General features: G+C 63.8%; 19 protein-coding genes. 4 read left to right on the top strand and 15 right to left on the bottom strand.

The features are described 5' to 3' along the window. Positions 1-7: 7 nt before the first annotated feature. The 14 genes from LXM94_RS09840 to LXM94_RS09905 all read right to left on the bottom strand — a co-directional run bounded on the left by LXM94_RS09840 (position 8) and on the right by LXM94_RS09905 (position 14,556). A complete protein-coding gene (locus LXM94_RS09840; protein ID WP_235771039.1) occupies positions 8-841 on the bottom strand; it encodes a carbohydrate ABC transporter permease in 834 nt (277 codons plus the stop codon). Positions 842-845: 4 nt separating this feature from the next. Continuing rightward, complete coding sequence (locus tag LXM94_RS09845) at positions 846-1,769, bottom strand: carbohydrate ABC transporter permease (RefSeq protein ID WP_235771040.1); 924 nt, start codon at positions 1,767-1,769, stop codon at positions 846-848. A gap of 87 nt (positions 1,770-1,856) precedes the next feature. Continuing rightward, a complete protein-coding gene (locus LXM94_RS09850) occupies positions 1,857-3,116 on the bottom strand; it encodes an ABC transporter substrate-binding protein (RefSeq protein WP_235771041.1) in 1,260 nt (419 codons plus the stop codon). A 41-nt stretch (positions 3,117-3,157) separates the two neighbouring features. After that, the gene (locus LXM94_RS09855; RefSeq protein ID WP_235771042.1) at positions 3,158-4,330 is read right to left on the bottom strand and encodes a PLP-dependent transferase; all 1,173 of its coding nucleotides are present in this window, start codon (positions 4,328-4,330) and stop codon (positions 3,158-3,160) included. Further along, entirely contained in the window at positions 4,327-5,049 is a 723-nt protein-coding gene (locus tag LXM94_RS09860) for a FadR/GntR family transcriptional regulator (protein ID WP_235771043.1), read from the bottom strand. Before LXM94_RS09860 ends, LXM94_RS09855 begins: the two co-directional genes overlap by 4 nt. Positions 5,050-5,201: 152 nt before the next feature. Continuing rightward, complete coding sequence (locus LXM94_RS09865) at positions 5,202-6,494, bottom strand: hypothetical protein (RefSeq protein WP_235771044.1); 1,293 nt, start codon at positions 6,492-6,494, stop codon at positions 5,202-5,204. Between the two features lie 10 nt (positions 6,495-6,504). Further along, complete coding sequence (gene hutC, locus LXM94_RS09870; RefSeq protein WP_235771045.1) at positions 6,505-7,236, bottom strand: histidine utilization repressor; 732 nt, start codon at positions 7,234-7,236, stop codon at positions 6,505-6,507. A gap of 18 nt (positions 7,237-7,254) precedes the next feature. Beyond that, complete coding sequence (locus LXM94_RS09875) at positions 7,255-8,277, bottom strand: zinc-dependent alcohol dehydrogenase (protein WP_235771046.1); 1,023 nt, start codon at positions 8,275-8,277, stop codon at positions 7,255-7,257. 16 nt (positions 8,278-8,293) lie between these two features. After that, positions 8,294-9,610, bottom strand: a complete 1,317-nt coding sequence (gene hisD / locus LXM94_RS09880) for a histidinol dehydrogenase (protein WP_235771047.1) — start codon at positions 9,608-9,610, stop codon at positions 8,294-8,296. Positions 9,611-9,646: 36 nt separating this feature from the next. Continuing rightward, positions 9,647-10,447 (bottom strand): ABC transporter permease, encoded by an 801-nt coding sequence (locus tag LXM94_RS09885; RefSeq protein WP_235771048.1) that lies wholly within the window; start codon positions 10,445-10,447, stop codon positions 9,647-9,649. Further along, a complete protein-coding gene (locus tag LXM94_RS09890) occupies positions 10,444-11,388 on the bottom strand; it encodes an ABC transporter permease (protein ID WP_235771049.1) in 945 nt (314 codons plus the stop codon). Before LXM94_RS09890 ends, LXM94_RS09885 begins: the two co-directional genes overlap by 4 nt. Before the next feature lie 72 nt (positions 11,389-11,460). Next, entirely contained in the window at positions 11,461-12,576 is a 1,116-nt protein-coding gene (locus LXM94_RS09895; protein ID WP_235771050.1) for an ABC transporter substrate-binding protein, read from the bottom strand. Between the two features lie 39 nt (positions 12,577-12,615). Next, complete coding sequence (locus LXM94_RS09900; RefSeq protein WP_235771051.1) at positions 12,616-13,764, bottom strand: ABC transporter ATP-binding protein; 1,149 nt, start codon at positions 13,762-13,764, stop codon at positions 12,616-12,618. Positions 13,765-13,785: 21 nt separating this feature from the next. Next, positions 13,786-14,556: an SDR family NAD(P)-dependent oxidoreductase gene (locus tag LXM94_RS09905; RefSeq protein ID WP_235771052.1), complete on the bottom strand. Its 771-nt coding sequence runs from the start codon at positions 14,554-14,556 to the stop codon at positions 13,786-13,788. Between the two features lie 141 nt (positions 14,557-14,697). On the opposite strand from LXM94_RS09905, the gene hisC reads away from it, so the two are divergent. The 4 genes from hisC to repC all read left to right on the top strand — a co-directional run bounded on the left by hisC (position 14,698) and on the right by repC (position 19,573). Then, positions 14,698-15,804 (top strand): histidinol-phosphate transaminase, encoded by a 1,107-nt coding sequence (gene hisC, locus LXM94_RS09910; protein WP_235771053.1) that lies wholly within the window; start codon positions 14,698-14,700, stop codon positions 15,802-15,804. A 205-nt stretch (positions 15,805-16,009) separates the two neighbouring features. After that, positions 16,010-17,209 carry a plasmid partitioning protein RepA gene (repA, locus tag LXM94_RS09915; protein WP_235771054.1) on the top strand — a complete coding sequence of 400 codons (1,200 nt, stop codon included), beginning with the start codon at positions 16,010-16,012 and terminating at the stop codon, positions 17,207-17,209. Further along, complete coding sequence (gene repB, locus LXM94_RS09920) at positions 17,206-18,192, top strand: plasmid partitioning protein RepB (protein ID WP_235771055.1); 987 nt, start codon at positions 17,206-17,208, stop codon at positions 18,190-18,192. Before repA ends, repB begins: the two co-directional genes overlap by 4 nt. Positions 18,193-18,343: 151 nt before the next feature. After that, positions 18,344-19,573: a plasmid replication protein RepC gene (repC, locus tag LXM94_RS09925; RefSeq protein WP_235771057.1), complete on the top strand. Its 1,230-nt coding sequence runs from the start codon at positions 18,344-18,346 to the stop codon at positions 19,571-19,573. A 556-nt stretch (positions 19,574-20,129) separates the two neighbouring features. Here the strand turns inward: repC and LXM94_RS09935 are convergent. Then, positions 20,130-20,425 (bottom strand): tyrosine-type recombinase/integrase (locus tag LXM94_RS09935; RefSeq protein WP_235771059.1); only part of this gene is annotated, 296 nt, incomplete at its 5' end.

Consider the following 20,425-nt stretch of genomic DNA (forward strand, 5'->3'; position numbering starts at 1 on the left):
GGACCTTTCAGCCTTTGACCGCGCCGGCCGTCAGGCCTTGTACGAGATAGCGCTGGATGAGCAGGAAGAAGAGACAGGCGGGGATCAGCGCAAGAATGCCGGCCGCCATCATCTGCCCGAAATCGACCGAGAATTTGGAAACGAAGGTCAAGAGCCCAACCGGGAACGTCGCAGCATCGTTGCCGGAGATCAGCATCAGGGCGAAGAGCAGCTCGCTCCAGGCGGCCGTAAAGACAAAGCCGAGCGTCGCCGCGATGCCGGGCAATGTCAGCGGCAGGATGATCTGGCGGAAGGCGATGAGCTGCGTTGCCCCGTCGATCATCGCCGCTTCTTCGAGATCCTTCGGTATGCCGTCGAAGAAGGACTGCATGAGGAACGTTGCGAAAGGCACGTTGAAGGCGGAATAGACGATGACGAGGCCGGTCAGGCTGTTGGTGAGGCCGAGCGGCGAGAGCATCTTGAAGATCGGCGCGACCAGCATGACGAGCGGAAACATCTGGGTGATCAGCATCAGCGCGACGATCCAGTATTTCGCCCGGAACGAGAAGCGCGAGAGCGCATAGCCCGAGAGCGAGGCGACGATCGTCACCACGATTGCGGTGGAGCCGGCGACGATCAGGCTGTTTCGAAAGAAGGTCGGGAAGGCGCTGTGGGCGATGACGAATTCGTAGTGCTCCCACGTTGCGCGCGACGGCCACATGCGCACGCCCTCGCTGTAGAGCAGGTCGTTCGGCGTCACCGACACCTTGAGCAGCCAGAAGAGCGGGAAGAGCGCCACGATCACGTATGTGAGGATCGCGAGGCGATGAGCGCCGACAAGGACGAGGTTTCGTGCGCGCATCGACTCAGCCCTTGTTCAGCAGCGTCTGCCGGAGCAGGACAATCAGCATCGAATAGACGAGCAGCAGCACCAGCAGCACAAGGGCGATCGCCGAGGCATAGCCGAAATCGAGCCGCTTGAAGGCCTGGGTGAAGATGTAGCTTGCGACGATCTGCGTACGGTCCGCCGGCCCGCCATTGGTCATGACGATGATGAGATCGGCGAAATTGGAGATCCAGACGGTGCGCAGCAGCACGGTGATCGCGATGGTCGGCGCGAGGAAGGGAAGCGTGATCGACCAGAAGCGCTGGACCGGACCAGCTCCATCGATGCTGGCCGCTTCGTAGAGGTCACGCGGGATCGCCTGAAGCGCCGCCAGCAGAGTGATCGCGAAAAAGGGTATGCCCCACCAGACGTTGGCGGCGATCGGCCCCCACATGGCGAGATACGGATCGGAGAGGATGTTGTCCGGCGCATCGAGGATGCCCAAGGCATAGAGCCAGTGCGGCAGCGGGCCGATCACCGGATTGAACAGCCAGGCCCAGTTGAGGCCGGCGAGGAAGCTCGGCACCGCCCAGGGCAGGAAGACCAGCGCCTGCACGATGCCGCGACCGTAAAACGGCTTGTCGAGCAGCAGGGCGAGGATGAGGCCGAAGACGAACTGCAGGAAGACAGACGCACCTGTCCACCAGAGCGTGTTGCGAAGCGCGCGGAAGAGGGCCTGATCCTCACCGAGCGCGCGGAAGTGGTCGAGCCCGATGAAGCCGCCGGAGAACGGGTTCAGAAGCTGGATGTCCCGGAACGCATAGGAGATGCCGAGCGCCAGCGGTACCAGCATGACGGTGACGACGAGGATCAGCGCCGGCGCGCTGTAGAGGTAGGGTTCCGACGCATCCGCAAGCCGCTTTCCGAGCGGGCGGCGGAGATGTGTTTGGGCAAGGGGAGTCATCGGGCGCGTGCTTCCGTAGGCCGGCTGTCGGTCATGTGAAAAGCTCCGGGCGGAGCCTCGTGTTCTCCACCCGGAGCCTCGCCGGCACTACTTGCTGGCGAGAAACTTCTGCTGGGCCTTGGTCAGATAGTCGGCCCACTGGTTGGCGAGGTCCTCCGGCGTGATATCGCCGAGGAGCGCTTCCTGCGAGGTCTTGATGACGAGCGAATCCTTGAAGAAGGCGAATTCTTCGAGATGCGTCGGCATCACGGTCGGCACGGCGTCCTTGTCCTCCAATTCCTCGAACCAACCCTTGAACTGCGCGCTCGCATAGAAGGGGTCCTTTTCCGCCGAGGTATGGACCGGCAACGCGCCGGTGCGCTTGTTCCAGGCGATGTTGCCTTCCGGGCCTTCCAGCGTCTCGATCAGCTTCCAGGACAGATCCTTGTTGGCGCTTGCCGCCATCATCGACCATCCTGCATAGCCGATCGTCGGGAAGGTCTTGCCGGAAGGACCCTTCGGCATGGTCATGATGCCGTAGTCCTCCGCCTTCATGCGTTCGGCAATCGCGATGAGCGCATCCGGGTCCTGGTCAAGGAAGGCGCAGGTGCCGCTGTAGAAGCCGGCGACGATCTCGTTGAAGCCCCAGTTGACGCTGTCCTTCGGCGCATAACCGTTCTTGTAGAGGTCGATCAGCCAGGTGAGGCCCTTGACCCAACCCTCGCTGTTCATGGTCGACGTGCCGTCCTCCTTGAAGAACTCGTTGGAGCCCGCCATGGTGGCGCCGAACATCACCCAGCCATTCAGGCCGCCCGGTCCACCGCGCAGGCAGTAGCCGTACTTGCCCGGAAGGGCCGACACCTTTTTCGACGCTTCGACGAATTCGTCCATCGTCTTCGGCGGCTCGGAGACACCGGCCTCGGCGAGCAGCTTCCTGTTGTAGAACATGGCGCGCAGGTAGAAGCCGTAGGGCAGCATGTAGGCGGTGTCGTCGATGTCGCGGCCGAGCTCCAGCGCACGCGCCGTCAGGCCGGACGTGTGTTCCCATTTTGCGAGATAGGGCTCGAGGCTCTCCAGCATGCCGTTGTTGGCGTAGAGGGAGAGCCAGGTGTCCGGCATTTCCATGACATCCGGAATCTCGCCGGCCGACACCATGGTTGCGAATTTCTGGAAGGCTTCGCCCCAGGGCAGCGAGATGATCTCGACCTTGGTACCCGGATTGGTTTCCTCGAATTTGCCGACGATCGATTTCAGCGTCTCGGTCCGCTCGGGGCTGGTGATCACCTCGACGAGCTTCAGCGTGGTATCGGCAAGTGCCGTCGTTGCCATCATGGAGGCGAAGAGCACTGCGGTCAGAAGTCTTTTCATAGTCGTTCCCTCTTTTCTGGTTTCGGTTTCAGTTCATGGCGTTAGCCGCCGGAGGCTGCGGCAATCGCCGCCTCCAGATCACTCCACAGGGCCTCGGTTCCCTCCAGGCCGACATGGAGACGCACGGACCGTGGATCGATGCCGAAGGCTTGCGCGGAATTCGGTTGGGCTTTCTGCTGCAAGACGACCTCGCCGGGCACGATGAGGCTCTCGTGCCCGCCCCAGGAGACGCCAAGCTTGAAGAGATCGAGCCGGTCGGCGAACGTGCGGATGTCGATGCCCTCGCGGAAGACGAAGGAGAACAGGCCGGACGTGCCGGTGAGCCCCGACGGCAGGCGATTGGCGAGTGCCGGGTGGCAGACGGTCTCGACGATATCGAGTGCCTGCAAGCGCCTTGCGATTTCAAGCGCGGACGCTTCATGCGCCTTCATGCGGATCGGCAACGTGCGCAGCCCGCGCACCAGCAGCCAGGCGTCGAAGGGCGAAAGTTTGCCGCCGAGATAGGGGTAGGCCTCGGCGCGGATGCGGCCAACCAGTTCCTTCGATCCCGCAACGATGCCGGCGACGACGTCGCTGTGGCCGCCGAGATATTTCGAGGCGGAATGCAACACGAGATCGACGCCGAGCGTCAGCGGGCGCTGGAAGACCGGGCTCGCCCAACTGTTGTCGATGACACTCAGGATACCGTGGCGCTTCGCCAGTGCCGCCAGCTGGCCGACGTCATGCGCCTCCATGATCCAGCTCGTCGGGCTCTCGAGGTAGAGAAGCTTGGCGCCTGGCAGGGCTTTTGCGACGGCTTCCTCGTCCCGTCCGTCGACGTAGGTCACCTCGATCTTCATGCGCTTCAGATGCGTACCGAAGAGGCGGAAGGCATCCGGGTAACAGTGCCTGACAGCGACGATCCGGTCCCCCGGCTCGACGAAGGAGAGCACGGTCGATGAGATCGCCGCCATGCCGCTCGCAAAACCCAGCGCGTCCTCCCCGCCTTCGAGCTTCGCCAGCATCTCTTCGAAGGCACGCACTGTCGGGTTCAGCCCGCGCGTGTAGATCGGCCGCACGATCTCGCCGCGGTAGGCTGAGATCATCTGGTCGTAGTTCTCGAAGGTGAAAAGCGAGGTCTGCACGATCGGCGGCACGACCGCATCGAAGGCATTGCTTTCGTCATGCGCCACGGTGAGCGAAGCGAAATCGAACGGATCGGCTCCGTTGATCATTTGGACATGTCCTTGATGTCTTCCTCGACGACGTCGAGGATCTTCATCGTTTCACGCCGCGCGGCCTCGGTGTCCTGCACAGTGATCGCATTGAAGAGGGTGCGGTGATAGGGAAACGACCGCCGGGCGAAATCCGGCCGGTCGAACGGTTTCTCCCAGAAGCGCTCGAAGGCGCCGCGCATCTGTTCGAGAAGCTGCCGGAAGAGCGGATTGTGGGTCGCATCGTAAATAGCGAGATGGAAGGCGAGATCCTCGGGGCCCGAAGTGCCCTTGGAAAGGTGGACGCGCTCCATTTCGTCGAGCTTCTGCTCGATGACGACGAGGTCCCCGGCGGTTCGCCGGCGGGCAGCAACCATACCCGCCTCGCATTCGATGCCGCGACGGACTTCCAGCGTCTGGAGCAGAATGTCGCGCACATGCGCCGTCTCCAGCGAGAGCGGCATGTGCACGGTGGCACTGGTGACGGGTTTCAGAAGATAGGTGCCGCTGCCCTTGCGGGTCTCCATCACGCCGAGCGCCTGGAAATGGCGGATTACTTCGCGGATCGTCGAGCGCCCGACGGCGAGTGCGGCCATCAACTCGCGTTCCGCCGGCAGCCGGTCGCCGGCCTTGAGGCTTGCCTGGTCGATATAGGCCGCGAGCGCCTCGGTGACCTGCCGCCCCCGATCGATCGGCGGCAGCGGCTGGATGCGCGGCCGCTCGTTCACCCCTGCCGTCATGCGGCAATTCCCCTGTTTCTCGCCAGCTTCTCAAATTGGTCTGACAACTTAAAATGATAAGATGTCAGACCAATTGTCAAGTGGCTTTAACCGAGTCCGAAGGACCAGCCCCCGGCGTTTGCCGGAGTGTCGTGGGAGATGAGCGATGACAGTCAGGTCCGGTCGGGATCGATGGCGTCGAGGAAGCGGCTCACGAAGTCCCCTTCCCCCTCCGGTTCCGAGCCGACCATGGCTGCCACCGAAAACGCGATCAGCGACGACAGGCGATTGTGGGAGGTGGCGCCGGCCCGCAGGTTCATGACGAGCGTCGGGCAGAGAAAGAGCCCAAGCCGCACGACGTCGCGCCAATCGGCGGGCAGCATGCCACGCTCCTTCAGTGTCGCGAGAAGCGGGCGCCACAGATGGCGTGCCTTCACGTCGAGCAGTGACAGGCGAATGCGGCTCGGCTGCCAGTCGGTCTCCAGATGCAGCGTGCCATCGGCGAAACGGGCGTTTGCGCTGTATCGCCGCTCCGCCTCGGCGGGATCGTAGAGCCAGAGCGGGTGGGCGAAGACGTTGTGGAAGGTCGTCTTGATTTCCGCCAGCAGCGTCGGCACGTTTTCGCCGGCGAAGGCGGGATCGAAATAGGAGAGCGTGGCACCGCCCTGGGTTTCCGTGTACCAGACATTGGCGTTGTGCGCGTCGCCATGCGCCACGACGCCGCCGGCGTCGGCAAGCTTGTCCGGGCGCAAGCGCTCCGCCGCGTCATCGAAAAGCCGGCCGATGGATTTGCGGTACCGGCGGCCGTTGACGACGACCGCCGCAGCGGCAAGGGCGTCCCAGCCGATGTCAACTCCGGGAAAGGTAAAGCGCTGGCCGACATAGAAATTGCGATACCGGCCGCCGGGAAAGGCGTTCGTCGGCGGATCGATCAGCCGCTCGTGGAAGAGACGATGGATCGGTTCGGCGGCCGCCTGCTCGGGCGTGATCGGGTGAAGCGTCCGGCGGTAGACGTCGAGCAGCATCTCCGAAAGCCGGCGCTCCGCCTCGACGGCACGCACTTCCGCCGCATCGTCCGGTGATAGATCGAGCGTCCGCAACACGTCGGAAAAACGTGGATCGCTGCGGCGACGGTAGATCAGGATCTGCTCGCCGGGAAGCGTGGACATAAGGACAGGCTGATCGACCGGCAGTCCGGCGCGCGCAAGGATGTCGGCACGGTAATATTCGCCGGACATGGCCTCCTCGCCCTCCTCCTGGTGGAACTTGAAGAAAAGGGGTTGTCCATCCGCCTCGAAGAAGCCGTTCAGGGAATTGAGGCTATATTGGTCGTGGTTGAAGGCAATACCGGTCGCCTTTATGGCGAACAGGTCGTGCAGCAGATCCCGCAGCAGCCGCTTTGCGGCGGCGGCGTCGGTGCGCGCGAGGCGTCGGAGGTCTGCGGTGCGGCTCGAAACATCGGTCATGGCCGGTCCTCTAGCTGACGGATGCCGGAGAGTAGCGGCTGCCGAGCGAATAGCGGTTGCCGGCATAGGTGAGCTTGTTGACTGTCGCGACCTGCGAACGCGTCCACGTGCGACGGTGAAGGAGGAGGCAGGGTTCGGCCTCCTGCAGCATCAGGAGGCGGGCCGTTTCCGCGTCGGCCGGTATGGCGGAGATGACGTGCTCGACTTCGGTCAGCGGCGTGCACCGCTGCAGGTAGTCGAAGGTGGTGATCGCTTCGAAGTCCTGCCTGTCGTAGTCCGGCACCAGCTCGGAATTCACGAAGCGTTCCTCCAGCTGGACCGGCACGTCGTTCTCGAAATGCAGGATGAGCGAATGCCCGAACCCCTTGTGGCCTCCTGCTTCGAAGGCGACGAGAAGGTCGGCGGTCGGCCGGATCGTTTCGAGCAGGATCACGCGTGCCGAATGCCGGCCGCCGCGCGCGGTGATCTCGTTGGCGATATTGGCGACGTCGATCAGCGTGGACTGCGGCTTTGGAGGGGCGACGAAGGTTCCGACGCCCTGGATACGCAGCAGATAGCCCTCGGACGTCAATTCTCGCAGCGCTCGGTGCACCGTCATGCGTGAAACGCCGAGGGCGGCGACTAGGTCGTGTTCCGAGGGAAGCCGATGGTCGCTTGCCCATTTGCCGCTGCCGATATGGTGGAGAACATAGTCCTTGACCTTTTCGTAGAGCGGACCGGCGGTGTCGGAAAGGGGCGGCATCGATGGTTCCTCCTGCACTCAGGGTGTCGACGCGCGAATGCGGATGATCGTCTTGAGCCCGGGCGTTTTGCCGGCGATCAACCGGTCATAGGCGGCCGGAACCTCGTCGAGGCCGATTTCGCGATCGATCAGTTGCGTCAGTGCTGCTGTGAGTTGAGGGAGCATCGCGATCGCGTCCGGCAGTTCGCCGGCATAGGCATGGCAGCCGATCAGCGCGATTTCGCGTTCGACCAGCACATTGGGATCGAAGTCGATCCGCCCGTGCGAAATGCCAACCAGCGCCAGCGACCCGCCGCCCGCGAGCAGGCCGAGGATTGTTGAGAGGATGCCGACATTTCCCGTCGCGTCGATTGCATACCGGACGGGCGCGCCACCGAGCGCCTCTGCGATGCTCCCCGGTTCGAGGGTGACGTGCACGGCACCGGTGACGGCGGCGATAAGACCGGCGCGAGCCGTATTGCTGTCGCAGACCAGCACGGGGCCGTCGTGGGAGCGCGACAGGAGCACTGCGGCGAGCCCGCCGATCGGGCCGCATCCGATGACGAGTACCGGCTCTTTGGAGGGAACGGCCTGCTTGCGCAGCGCATGGAGCGCCACGGCAAGCGGCTCGGCCATCGCCGCAACGGCGGGATCGAGTTCGGGATCGTGGCGCAACAGCAGGCGCGCCGGCAGGACGGTCTCTTCGGCAAAACCACCGTCGCAGACCTCGCCGACAAAGCCGAGGTTCTCGCAGACATTGTACCGTCCGCTGCCGCAGGCGGCACATTCTCCGCACCAGAAGCGCGAATCGGCCGCGACGGTGTCCCCCGGCGTTAGATCGGAGACCTCCGTGCCGACCTCGGTAACGATGCCGGCGAATTCATGTCCCGCGATGGATGGCGACCGGGTGATCCATTGGCCGGTGCGATAGTTGTGAAGGTCCGAGCCGCAGATCCCGGCAGCCGTCACGCGCAGGCGCGCCCATCCCGGCTGGAGCGTGCCGGGGGCACGGACCTCCTCGACGCGGAGGTCACGGGCGGCATAGAGACGTACGGCCTTCATCGTTCCCGCCCTTCGTTCAGAGATAGGTTTTGCGAACGTCCGATACGGCGTGCTCATGCGAGGAGAAGCCCTCGTAGCGCGCTAGCGTCCACGCGTGCTTTGCGAACTCCGGATAGGCGGAGGCGGTGACATAGCCGATCGACGAGCGTTTGACGAAATCGGCAACCGACAGCGGTCCGTAGGTACGCGCCCACCGGCTCGTCGGCAGGACCGCGTTCGGGCCGAGGCCGAAATTGCCGATCGAGACCGGTGTATAGGGTCCCATCAGGATCTCCGCCGCCTCGGTGATGTGCCCGAGATGGGTGAAGGGGTCGGTCGACAGGATTTCCAGATGCTCCGGTGCATAGTCGTTGATGAAGCGATAGCTCTCCTCGACCGAAGGGGTCAGCACGATACCGCCGCAGGGGCCGGTCAGCACGGCACGCGAAAAAGCGACGCGTTGCTCTGTCATGCGGGCCCAGTGCTCGGGCAGTGCCGCCAACGCCTCCTCTGCCACGCGACGGCTGTGCGTGACGAGATAAGCCGATGAGTCGGGCCCGTGTTCGGCTTCGATCAGCAGGTCGAGGGCCGCAAGACCGCCCTTCACGGTGTCGTCGGCGAAGATGACCGCCTCGGACGGTCCGGCGGGCAGGCCCGGGTCGATGACGCCGGCGAGCAGCCGTTTTGCGGCAACCACCCACGGGCTGCCGGGTCCGACGATCTTCAGGGCCGGCTTGATCGTTTCGGTGCCGTAGGCGACGGCGGCGACAGCCTGCGCGCCGCCGACCTTGTAGACCGTTTCCACACCGGCAAGTCGGGCAGCGACCAGCGTCGCCGCATCGACCGATCCGTCCGGCGCTGGCGGCGTGACGATCGCAAGCTCGGGCACACCGGCGACGACCGCGGGCACGGCGGTCATCATCGTCACCGACGGGAAAGCCCCCTTCCCTCTCGGGATGTAGAGTGCGACAGACCTGATCGGCGTGAAGCGGTCGCCGGCGAAGGCGCCGGGCCGCATTTCCTTCAGCCACATGGCCTCCGGCTTCTGCTCCTCGTGGAAACGGCGGATGTTGTCGATGCCGAAGCGGATCGCCTCGACAACCTCCCGCTCGACCGTGTCGAAAGCCGCGTCGAATTCGGCCTCGGTCGCCTTGAGGCTTCCGGCGTCGAGGTCGGCTCTGTCGAGATCGCGGGCGAAGCGGGCAAGTGCGGCGTCGCCTTCGGTCCTGACGGCTTCGATGATCGGCTTCACCTTCTCGATGAAGCCGGAGAGGTCCGTTTCGGAGCGCCTTAAGAGTGCCGCGCGGGCGTCGGCGTCAAGCGCGACGAGCTCGTGGAAGGATATGTCGGACATGGCATGGTTCCCATTGTGCCGATGGTCGGCGGTCTATCATTTCGATTTGAGGAAGATGTCGAGCCCGACCAGCCGATCGAGCAGGACTATGGCGGTTGCCGCACAGGCGATGAAGACCACCGAGATGGCGGCAAGGTCGGGGGTGATGATCGAGCGGATGGAATTGTAGATTTGGACCGGAAGCGTAACGATTCTTGCGTCGACCAGGAGAAGGCTGACCAGGAATTCGTTCAGGGCCAGGATGAACATCAGGAGTGCCCCGCTTATCACGCCCGGCATCACCGCCGGCAGGGTCACGTGGAGGAAGGTCGATAGCGGCGGCGCGCCGCAGTTGGCCGCGGCCAACTCGAGATCCGGGTCGAGGCTGGTGGCGCTTGCCGTGACGGCCCAGATCATGAATGGCAGGTTGATGACGCAACAGGCGATGCCGACCGGCCAGAGCTGCCCGAGCAGGCGCCACTCGCCGAAGACGAGCATGAGGCCGATGCCCGATCCGATGAGCGGGATGGTAAAGGGCAGCAGCAGATAGACCTGAACCGACCTCTCGAAGCGGATCGCATATTTTGCAAGTGCGATGCCGGCGAACGTGCCAATCGGGATGGCGACGATCGTGCAGATCAACGCGACCTGGAGGGAACGCAGGAATGCCTCCCAGAGGTCGCGGGCGCCGGCGATCTTCGCGTACCACTGCAGCGAAAAACCGTCCGGCGGGAAGGTGATGATGTTGCCGGAGGTGAAGGACGCGCCGAGCACGACAATCGTCGGCGCGGAGAGCATCACGAGCACGGCGCCGACGAAGAGCCACAGCACGATGGTTTTGCTCAGCGGACTGCTCATCGCCGCGCCCTCCCCATGGCGAGCGTACCCGCCCCGAACAGGGTGAAGACGAGGCCGACCAGCAGCGAACCGACGGCGACGAGAAGCAGCGCGAGCGTCGCGCCGAGGCCCTGGTCGGATGTGCGGAAGAACTGGTCGTAGATTGCATTGGCGATGAAATCCTGGCTGCCGCCGCCGAGTATCGCCGGCATGGCGAAATCGGTAAGCGACAGCGTGAGCACCACCAGACCGGCCCCGACAAGGCCCGGGCGGGCAAGCGGCAGGACGACATGACGGAAGGTTCGCACCCAGTTTGCGCCGAGCGAGCCGGCGGCCGCCTCGAGTTCTTCCGGTATTGCTGTCAGCGCCGGAGCAAGCATCAGCACCGCGAAGGGAAGCATGTACTGGACGAGCCCGAAAAGGACGGCGGGATAATTGTAGAGCAGACGCAGGGGCGCGATGCCGACAAGCCCAAGTGCTTCGTTCGCCAGGCCCTGGTTGCCGAGGATGATGAGCCAGCCATAGGCTCGTACGACCTGCCCGATGAAAAACGGCAGAAAGAGTGCGATCAGCAGGAGTTTCCGCAGCAGCGCCGACGGCGTCCGTACCATCAGATAGGCATACGGAAAGGCCAGGATGAGCGTCGTGATCGTAACGATCAGCGAGCCGAGGAGACTGCGCATCGCAACGGTCGCAAAAAGGCTTTCTGTCACGGCACGCCGGTAGTTCTCGAGCGTGTGCTCTTCTGAGAGAAGGAATGTGGACCTGTCCAGTGTTCGCAGGCTCGTGTCGCCGATCTGGATGAGCCCGAGAGCGAGAAGCCCGACAAGAAGCAGCGCCGGGGCAAGCATCAGCCAGGGAATGGCGCGCCCGAAGCGCGCCGGCCAGACGAAGGCGGCGAACGCTTCCAACGCATCCATGATACGCCACGTGATGGGATAGGCTGATCGTGCCGCGCGCATGTGAGGGTTCCCGAATCGGTTGGTTCGGTACCCGCCGCCCTTGCCGCGGCGGGCCCGGTGGTTCTGGCTGAATCAGCCCTGCATGATCGCCTTGAACTTGCCGAACCAGTCGCTTTCGTTCTCGACCTGGATCTTCGACGAGATGCGGATGAGGTTCTTGAAATCCTCTTCCTTCGTCGGATAGGACGGATCATTCGCGAGATCGGCCGGCGGATTGACGCCCGGGACGACGCCCGGCAGGCCGAGCCCGTCGAGCCAGACCTGCTGGGCCTCGACCGTCAGGGCGTGGTTGATATATTGCTTGGCCCAGTAGAGTTCGTTTTCCGGCAGGCCCTTCGGGATCCAGAGGCCGTCCGTATCGAACTTGCACCCCTCCTCCGGTACCGTCCAGGCGATCTCGATGCCGTTCTTCTTGGCCTCGCGGGCATTGGTGGAAATCGTGCAGGCCGCGTCGATCTCGCCCTTCTGGAACCAGGTGGTAAAATCGGGGTCTTCGCCGAGCAGCGGCTGCTGTTCCTTGATCTGTGCGATGAAGTCCCAGGCAGGCTGCATGTTGTCCGGAATATCCTCGAGCTTCCCGCCGCCCGCGACCTGCGCGGGGAAATGGAATCCGATGCCGTCGTTGTAGAGCGCGATGCGACCCTTGAACTTTGGATCGAGCAGCGCCTTCCAGGAGGCCGGCGGGCCGTCGGGGAAGGCTGCCGGCCGATAGGCAAGCACGTAGACATAGCCGTAGGTATTGACGATCGGATAGCCGTCAAGACCGACCGGCTTGGCGAGGTCCGTGGTGTTCTTCAGGTTTGGCAGATCGGAGAGATCCTCCGTGACGCCGCGCAGGGCCGACTTGGTTGCATTCGTCGTGGTGTCCCAGTTGATGTGGATCGGGGGGACGCGATTCTGCGCGACTGCGGCCCAGACTTTCGGCTGGATTTCATTGTCCTCGGTGAGATCGTGGCGGATCGCGATACCGGTTTTGGCCGTGAAACTGTCGGAGACGCCGGCCTTCAGGCTATCGACCCAGCTTCCGCCCCAGGCGCGGATGATGATCTCGGCGGGTTTTTCAGGCTCCTGCGCGAAGGCTCGTGTCAGCCCCAGCGACGAAAGCCCGGCCGCTCCGCCGATGGCTGCGGCTCCCTGCAGGAAACCGCGGCGGCGAAGTGCGGCCGCGAGAAATTTCGTATCCGTCATGTTCGTTCTCCTCTGGTTGGCCGGCTTTTCGCTGCCGGCTTAGTCGTTGAACACAAGCACGTCCTTCCTGTTCCAGCCGAGGATCACTGACGCACCGGGGCTGAATTGGTTATGCGCGACCGGGTCGTGGTCGAACACGCGGAGCAGCATGTCGTCGAGTGCGGCCACGCGCACCTCGTAGACAACGCGTTCGCCTTCGAAGATTGCGTCGGCGACCACGCCTGTCACGACTGTGTCGAATGCGGCGCTTAGTGCGCCGGCGGGCAAGACCCGGATCTGCTCCGCCCGCACCGCCCCCGAGACCGTCGCGCCGCGTTTCGGCGGATTGCGCGCATCGACCAGTGTTCCGGCGATCCGGAGGCCATTCCGTTCGATGTCCAGGTCAGGGCCTGTTGCCGCGCCGGCAGTCCCTCTCAGAAAGTTGGTGACGCCGATGAAGTTTGCGACGAAGGCGTTCGACGGCTGGCGATAGGTCTCTGCCGGCTGCGCCTTCTGCTGGATCACGCCGCCGTCCATGACGATGATTTCGTCCGAGACGACCAGCGCTTCCCGCTGATCGTGCGTGACGTTGATCGTCGTCACGCCGAGTTCACGCTGGATGCGACGGAATTCGAGCTGCATCTCCTCGCGCAGTTTCCTGTCAAGGGCCGCCAGTGGTTCGTCGAGCAGAAGAAGGTCCGGTTCGAAGACGAGAGCCCTTGCAATCGCCACCCGCTGCTGCTGGCCGCCCGAAAGTTCATGTACCCGACGTGGGCCGTATCCCCCGAGACGAACCAAGTCGAGGTAGCGCTCGACCTTCCCCGGAATGGTGCGGGCGTCATGCCGGCGCATCTTCAGCGGAAAGGCGACGTTTTCCGCTGTGCTCATGTGCGGAAAGAGCGCGAGCTTCTGGAACACCATGCCGATCGAGCGTCTATGCGGCGGTACGGCGCTCACCGCTTCGCCGTTGATGACAACTTCGCCACTCGTCGGGCGCTGGAATCCCGCGATCAGTCGGAGCAATGTGGTCTTGCCGGAGCCGGAGGGACCAAGGATCGTCAGGAACCGGCCCTGGGGAAGTTCGAAAGAGGCGTCCCGCACGGCGTGGATTCCGTCATAGACCATCGAGACGTTGCGCACGGCGACGGCGGTCGGCACGCCCTGCCCGTCTCTGTCGACCTGCCCCGTTTCGACCGTTGCTGACTGCATGTTCCAATCCGTACCCGACTTCTAGATCGACGCGAGATAACCGCCGTCGATCGGTATGCAATGGCCCGTCACGTAGGCCGAGGCGTCGCTCGCGAGGAACACCACGGCGCCCCCGACATCCTCCAGATTGCCGAAGCGGCGCTGGGGAATCCTTGTCAGCATGGCCTGCTGCCAGTCTTCGTTTGCGTAGAAAACCTCCGTCATCGCCGTGCGGAAGTAGCCGGGCGCGATGGCATTGACGCGAATGCCGAGGGGAGCCCATTCCGCCGCAAGCGCATGGGTCATGCCCATCAGTCCCGACTTGGACGAACCGTAGGGCACGGCCGTCGGAACGCCCACATAGGAAGTCAGCGAGCAGAGATTGACGATCGCCCCGCGCCTCTCGCCCGCCATCCGGCGCGCCGCCGCCTGGGCGCAGAAGAAGGCGCCCTTCAGGTTCGTAGACACGACGCGGTCCCAGAGGGCCTCGTCGACATCGAGCGACGGGCGAACCTCTTCATAGCCGGCATTGTTCACCAGAATGTCGAGACCCCCCAGTGCCTTGCTCGCTGCGGAAATCGCCAGATTGCAGGGGTCGGCCGTGCGCAGGTCGAGGGCGAAGGCAAATGCCCTTTTTCCCCTTTCCTCGATTGCCTGGCATGTCTCGTCGAGCGATGCGGTGTCGCGGGCGGTTACGGCGATATCGGCGCCGGCCGACGCCAGGGCTTCGGCGATCGCCCGGCCGATGCCGCGGCTTGCGCCGGTGACGATCGCCTTGCGGCCGGTCAAGTCGAATGGTGATGCGGCAGGCATCGCGCGTTCCCTGAATGAGCCGGTTTGGTGCAGCTTCTGATCCTATAGCACCATCTTTCGAGTTAGTTGTCTATACATATCTATACAAATTTTGAGCAGCGACCTAGATTGCTTGTGAAAGAGGCAGCAAAGGAGCTTTCGATGGCAGATCCTTCCCATCTCATCCGCCAGGAGATCGTGAGCCTGACCCCCTACAATGCCGGGCTGACGATCGGTGAGGTGCGGCGTCTCTACGATCCGCCGCGGATCGCCAAGCTCGGCTCAAACGAAAATCCGTACGGACCGTCGCCAGCGGTGGCCGAGGCGCTGGCTGCAACGACGGGACAGCTTCATCTCTATCCCGATCCGTCCGGACGCGATCTGGCCGCGGCGATCGCCGATCGGCATGGTGTCGACCCTGCGCAGGTCATTCTCGGCAACGGATCGGAGGATCTGATCGCCGTTGTCTGCCGCACCGTGCTTTCGCCAGGCGACCGGATGGCGACGCTCTATCCTTCGTTTCCGCTGCATGAGGACTATGCCAGGCTGATGGGGGCCGATGTCGATCGGGTGACCGCAAGGGCAGATCTGTCCATTGATGCCGACGGACTTCTCTCGGCGGTCCGCGCAGCGCCGAAGCTGGTAATGTTCGCCAATCCGATGAATCCCGTCGGAAGCTGGCTTACCGGTGACCAGATGCGGTGTGTCGTCGAGACCCTGCCGGTGGAGACGCTTCTGGTCGTCGACGAGGCCTACGCGGAATATGCCGTCGGCGACGGATATGTTTCGGTACTGGACGCTTTGAAGGCGGCAGATCGGTCCTGGCTGGTGCTGCGGACTTTCTCGAAAGCCTACGGCCTTGCCGGACTGCGCATCGGATACGGCATTGCGAGTTCCCCGGCGCTCGTCGCCTATCTCGATCGCGCCCGCACTCCGTTCAACACCAGCGCCCTCGCGCAAGCCGCCGCGCGCGCCGCGCTGGAGGATCCGGGGCATATGGCGACCTGCATTTCGATCGTACGATCCGAGCGCGCACGGGTCCGAGAATTCCTCGCCAGCCGCGGCATCATGGCGGCGCCGTCGAACGCCAACTTTCTCTTCTTCGATTGCGGCATGGAAAGCACTGTTTTCGCAACACGGCTTCTGGAGCGCGGTGTGGTCGTGAAGCCGTGGAAGCAGGATGACTATCGAAGCTTCGTCCGTGTCAGTATAGGGCTGCCGTCGGAGAATGAGCAGTTCATGGCGGCGATAGCTGAAACAATCGCCTGATGTCGGACTCATTCAAAACGCCACTCTGCACATTGAACGGAGTGGAGTGCCCTCGGCGGGGAGTTCGTCTCCGGTTGGCCGCGGCCAACGCGCGGCAAACGGGCTGCGCGCGGTCCCGGATTGAGGCGAGGTCCGAATCGTGGCATGGTTGATACGCTTTTTGGCTGTGTAACGCTAAAAAAACGCATCACAGGGAAACCGCTTCGTGAACATTCAAAACGTCTCGACGACCGACATCCGCATCGAGCGGCATGCCAGGCAGCTTTCAAGGCAATTGAAGCTGCTGCGGGACCGACTGTTTCCGCCGCTTTCCCAAAAAACGCTTCGTACATTCACGTCGGGCGAGGTGGCGCAGCTTATCGGCGTGTCGGACGGATATCTTCGGCAGTTGTCGCTGGATGGCAAGGGGCCGCTTCCCGAAACGTCGTCGACGGGCCGCCGGTCTTACACCCTCGCGCAGGTCAATGCGCTTCGCCGCTTTCTCGCGGAACAGAAGCCGAAGGACGCGGTCAGCTATTTACCGCGGCGCCGGCCCGGCGAAAAACTGCAGACCATCGCGGTCACGAACTTCAAGGGCGGTTCGGCGAAGACGACGACGACGCTTTATCTCGCCCAGTATCTCGCCCTTGCCGGATATCGCGTGCTGGCGGTCGATCTCGATCCGCAGGCGTCGCTGTCGTCGATGCTGGGCGTTCAGCCGGAATTCGATCTCAACGAAGGCGACACGCTCTACGGCGCGATCCGCTATGATGAGAAGCGGCGGCCGCTGCGCGACATCATCCGCAAGTCCTATTTCGACGGGCTCGATCTCGTGGCGGGCAATCTCGAACTCATGGAGTTCGAGCATGACACGCCGCGGGCGCTCAATGACCGCTCGCGCTCGTGGGGGGAACTGTTCTTCAAGCGGGTAGGGGTGGCGATCGCGGAGGTGGAAGCCGACTACGACATCGTCGTCATCGATTGCCCGCCGCAGCTCGGCTATCTGACGCTTGGTGCCGTCTGTGCCGCAACCTCGCTTCTCATCACCATCCATCCCCAGATGGTGGACGTCGCCTCCATGTCGCAGTTCCTTCTGATGACCTCCGACCTGCTCTCCGTCGTGCGCAAGGCCGGCGGAGACCTGCAGCATGATTTCATCAAATATGTCGTGACGCGGCATGAGCCGTTCGACGGTCCCCAGTCGCAGATCGTCGGACTGTTGCGCAGCCTGTTCGGCGACGACGTGCTGACCGCGACGGTGCTCAAGTCGACGTCGATCGCCGATGCCGGTTTGACCAAACAGTCGCTCTACGAAATCGAGCGTGGCCAGGTGCGCAAGTCGACCTATGACCGGGCGCTCGAATCCGTCAACGCCGTCAACGGTGAAGTCGTTGCAAACGTGCACAAGGCATGGGGGCGCCCATGAGCAGACGAGACACGCTGAAGGGCATTTTCAGCCATACGGTCGAGGAGTTGGCCGCGGCCAACTTCGCTGAGGAGGAGGCGCATCGCGGGCCGGCGGGACCGGTCCGTTCGATGGCGCTGACGCTCGGTCGTATGGAGGACGACGCGCGGGCGATGCATGAGGCTCTGGTTTCCGGCCAGCATGTACAGGAGCTCGATCCTGCCCTTGTCGACGCTTCCTTCGTGCGCGACCGCATCGGAGAAATCCGCCTCGACCTTGACGACCCCTTCGTCCGGTCGATTGTGGAAAGCGGGCAGGAAGTGCCGATTCTCGTCAGGCCACATCCGGAGCGGACGGGGCGCTACCAGGTGGCCTACGGACACCGGCGGCTGAAGGCTGCTGTCCTGCTTGGTATCAAGGTGAAGGCGATCGTCCGCGAGATCGCCGACGATGACCTCGTTGTGGCCCAGGGCGTGGAGAACACCGCGCGCAACAACCTCTCCTATATCGAACGGGCGAGCTTTGCTCGGACCCTGGAGGAAAAAGGATTTGGGCGCCCGCTGATCATGAAGGCGCTCACGACGGACAAGACCGAGCTTTCCAAGATGCTGTCGGTCGCCAACGCCGTGCCGGACGAACTCGTTCGCGCGATCGGCAATGCGCCGTCGATCGGACGCCGCAAGTGGACGGCCTTAGCCGAAGCGCTCGGGGCCAAGAAACGGCCTGCACTCGAGCGTCTTTTGCAATCTGACGGCTTCAGGAGCGCCGATTCGGACCGACGTTTCGAGATGGCGCTTGCGCATCTTGCGGGGCGTGCCGCCACGCCCGCCGAGATTCGCCGCTGGATGCCGGATGGCGACAACAGGATCGCGGCCGATATCAGGAGCGGCCGTCGAAGCTTCACCCTGGCATTCAGGGCTGACGAGGCGGGAGCGTTCGGCGAATTTGTCGCGCAACGGCTCGGCGAGCTCTACGCACAGTTCAAAACGTCAACAGGAGACTGAACGCAAAAGAAAAAGGCCCCCAAACGTTGCCGTCGTGGAAGCCTCTCTCATAGTTCGCACCTAGAGAATCGCATTTCCACGAATCGCAGTCAAGCGTCTTCGGCACCTTTCGGGTGAGCAGGGTTCTTTTGCCTCATACAAGGTGAGAGACATGCAGACGCATACTGTAACGACGCCCGTCGGGCGGCGACCGATGACGCTTGCGCTGGTGAAGGTCCAGCTCGATGCGGCAGAAATCCCGGCGGGCAAGAGCGCACAAAAATGGAAGGTGTTTCGTGATGCCTGTGAGGCGAGAAGCCTGCTGGGCGTTCAGGACCGATCGCTTGCCGTGCTGAACGCCCTCCTGACCTTCTATCCGCACAACGACCTTACGGAGGAGCGGGGTCTCGTCGTGTTTCCGTCGAACGCGCAGCTTTCGATCCGGGCACACGGCATCGCAGGCACTACGCTGCGCCGACATCTGGCCGCACTCGTCGATGCCGGCCTGATTTCGCGGAAGGACAGCCCGAACGGCAAGCGCTACGCGCATCGGGACCGTTCCGGCGAAGTCGAGAATGCCTTCGGCTTCAGCCTGGCTCCATTGCTCGCCCGTGCCGAGGAACTGGCGCAGATGGCCCAGGAAGTCGCGGAGATCCGGCGACGCTACCTGATGACGAAGGAAGCCCTTTCCACTTGCCGCAGGGATGTGAGGAAACTGATCTCCGCGGCCGTAGAGGAAGGCCAGGACGGTGATTGGCCCGCATTGGAGGACCGCTACCGCGGACTGGCCGCAACAATTCCGCGCTCTTCCACGACGGGTGATCTCCAGCCGCTGCTCGAAGAGATGGAGATGTTGCGCGACGAAGTCGTCAATTGCCTGAAATCACAGATTGATCTGAAAAAAACGAACGCCAATGACGTCCATTATGATCATCACAAACAGAATTCAAATACCGAATCCATCAATGAACTTGAACCCAGCTTCGAAACTCAGCAGGCCGCGACGCCGGTGGCAGAACCGCAGCCGGTCCAGCCTGCCGTACGGCCCGAACCGCCAAAAGCCTTCCCGCTCGGCATGGTGCTGAAAGCCTGCCCGGACATTGCCGACTACGGGCCCGGCGGGGCGATTTCGAGCTGGCGCGAGCTGATGACCGCGGCGGTGGTGGTGCGCTCGATGCTGGGTGTCAGTCCGTCGGCCTACCAGGAGGCCTGCGAAGTGCTGGGCCCGGAAAACGCGGCGGTGGCGGTCGCCTGCATCCTGGAGCGGGCCGGGCATATCAACTCGCCGGGCGGCTATCTGCGCGACCTGACCCGCCGGGCGGCGCGCGGCGAGTTCTCGCTGGGGCCGATGCTGATGGCGCTGATGCGGACCGGCGGACCGGCGAGGCGGGCGGCGTCATGACGGGGCAGGGGAGACGAGCGATGCGCGCCGCGACGAGGAGGCCGGCGCGACCTGGTTCTGCGACGGGCCGGCCGGGTTCGTCGGCATGGGATCGGCCGCCGAACCCGCGGGTGGTGTCGTCGAGGCCGCCGATGCAAGAGGTCGCCGGTCTCGACGTTGAGCGGGGAGACCGGCAGGGTCATGCCGGGCGTTGCGGCCTGTCCGGCGGTGGCGTTGGAGCCGGCGCCCCGGCGGATGCGCTCGCGCAGGCCTTCGCAATGGGGCTCGAGGTGCAGCAGGCCCGGCCGACCGGGTCATCGAGGGCGGGGAGGGACCGAAGGAGAGGTCGCCGGTTTTCTTCATGCGGGGAAGGCCCGGGGCACGCGTTGGACGGGTGCCCCGGCATGGAAGATCGCGGCACGCCCGAACAGCCGCCCGGGCGTGCCGCTGCGGCCGGGAAACGGCTGCGGGCGGGGAGGCCGCTCTTTTTCAGGGGCGCTTGCCCTATATGCGTCCGGTCCTCGATTTCACGCCTGCCGGTGTCGCAGGGCCGACCGCGCGGTTTGCGCGGCAGGGTTCACAGCCCCGCGGCCTTGGTGAGGTTGACGCGGAAACGGTCCCTGCGCCGCTGGTACCGCCGCGTCATCTCGGCCGAAGCATGGCCAAGCTGCTTCTGCACGTGGCGCTCGTCGACCTCGGCGGAGGAGGCAAGCCCGGCGCGCAGCGAATGGCCGGCAAACGCCTGCCCGCGCTCGATCTCGGAAAGGTCGCCGCGTATACCGGCGGCAAGCGCGGCCTTCTTGACGAGGCGGGCGACCTCCTGGTCGTTCAGCCGGTCGGGGCCGACATCCCTGCCGCGGCCTTTGACCCGGC

Source organism: Rhizobium alarense (assembly GCF_021555155.1).
GTDB lineage: Bacteria > Pseudomonadota > Alphaproteobacteria > Rhizobiales > Rhizobiaceae > Rhizobium_D > Rhizobium_D alarense.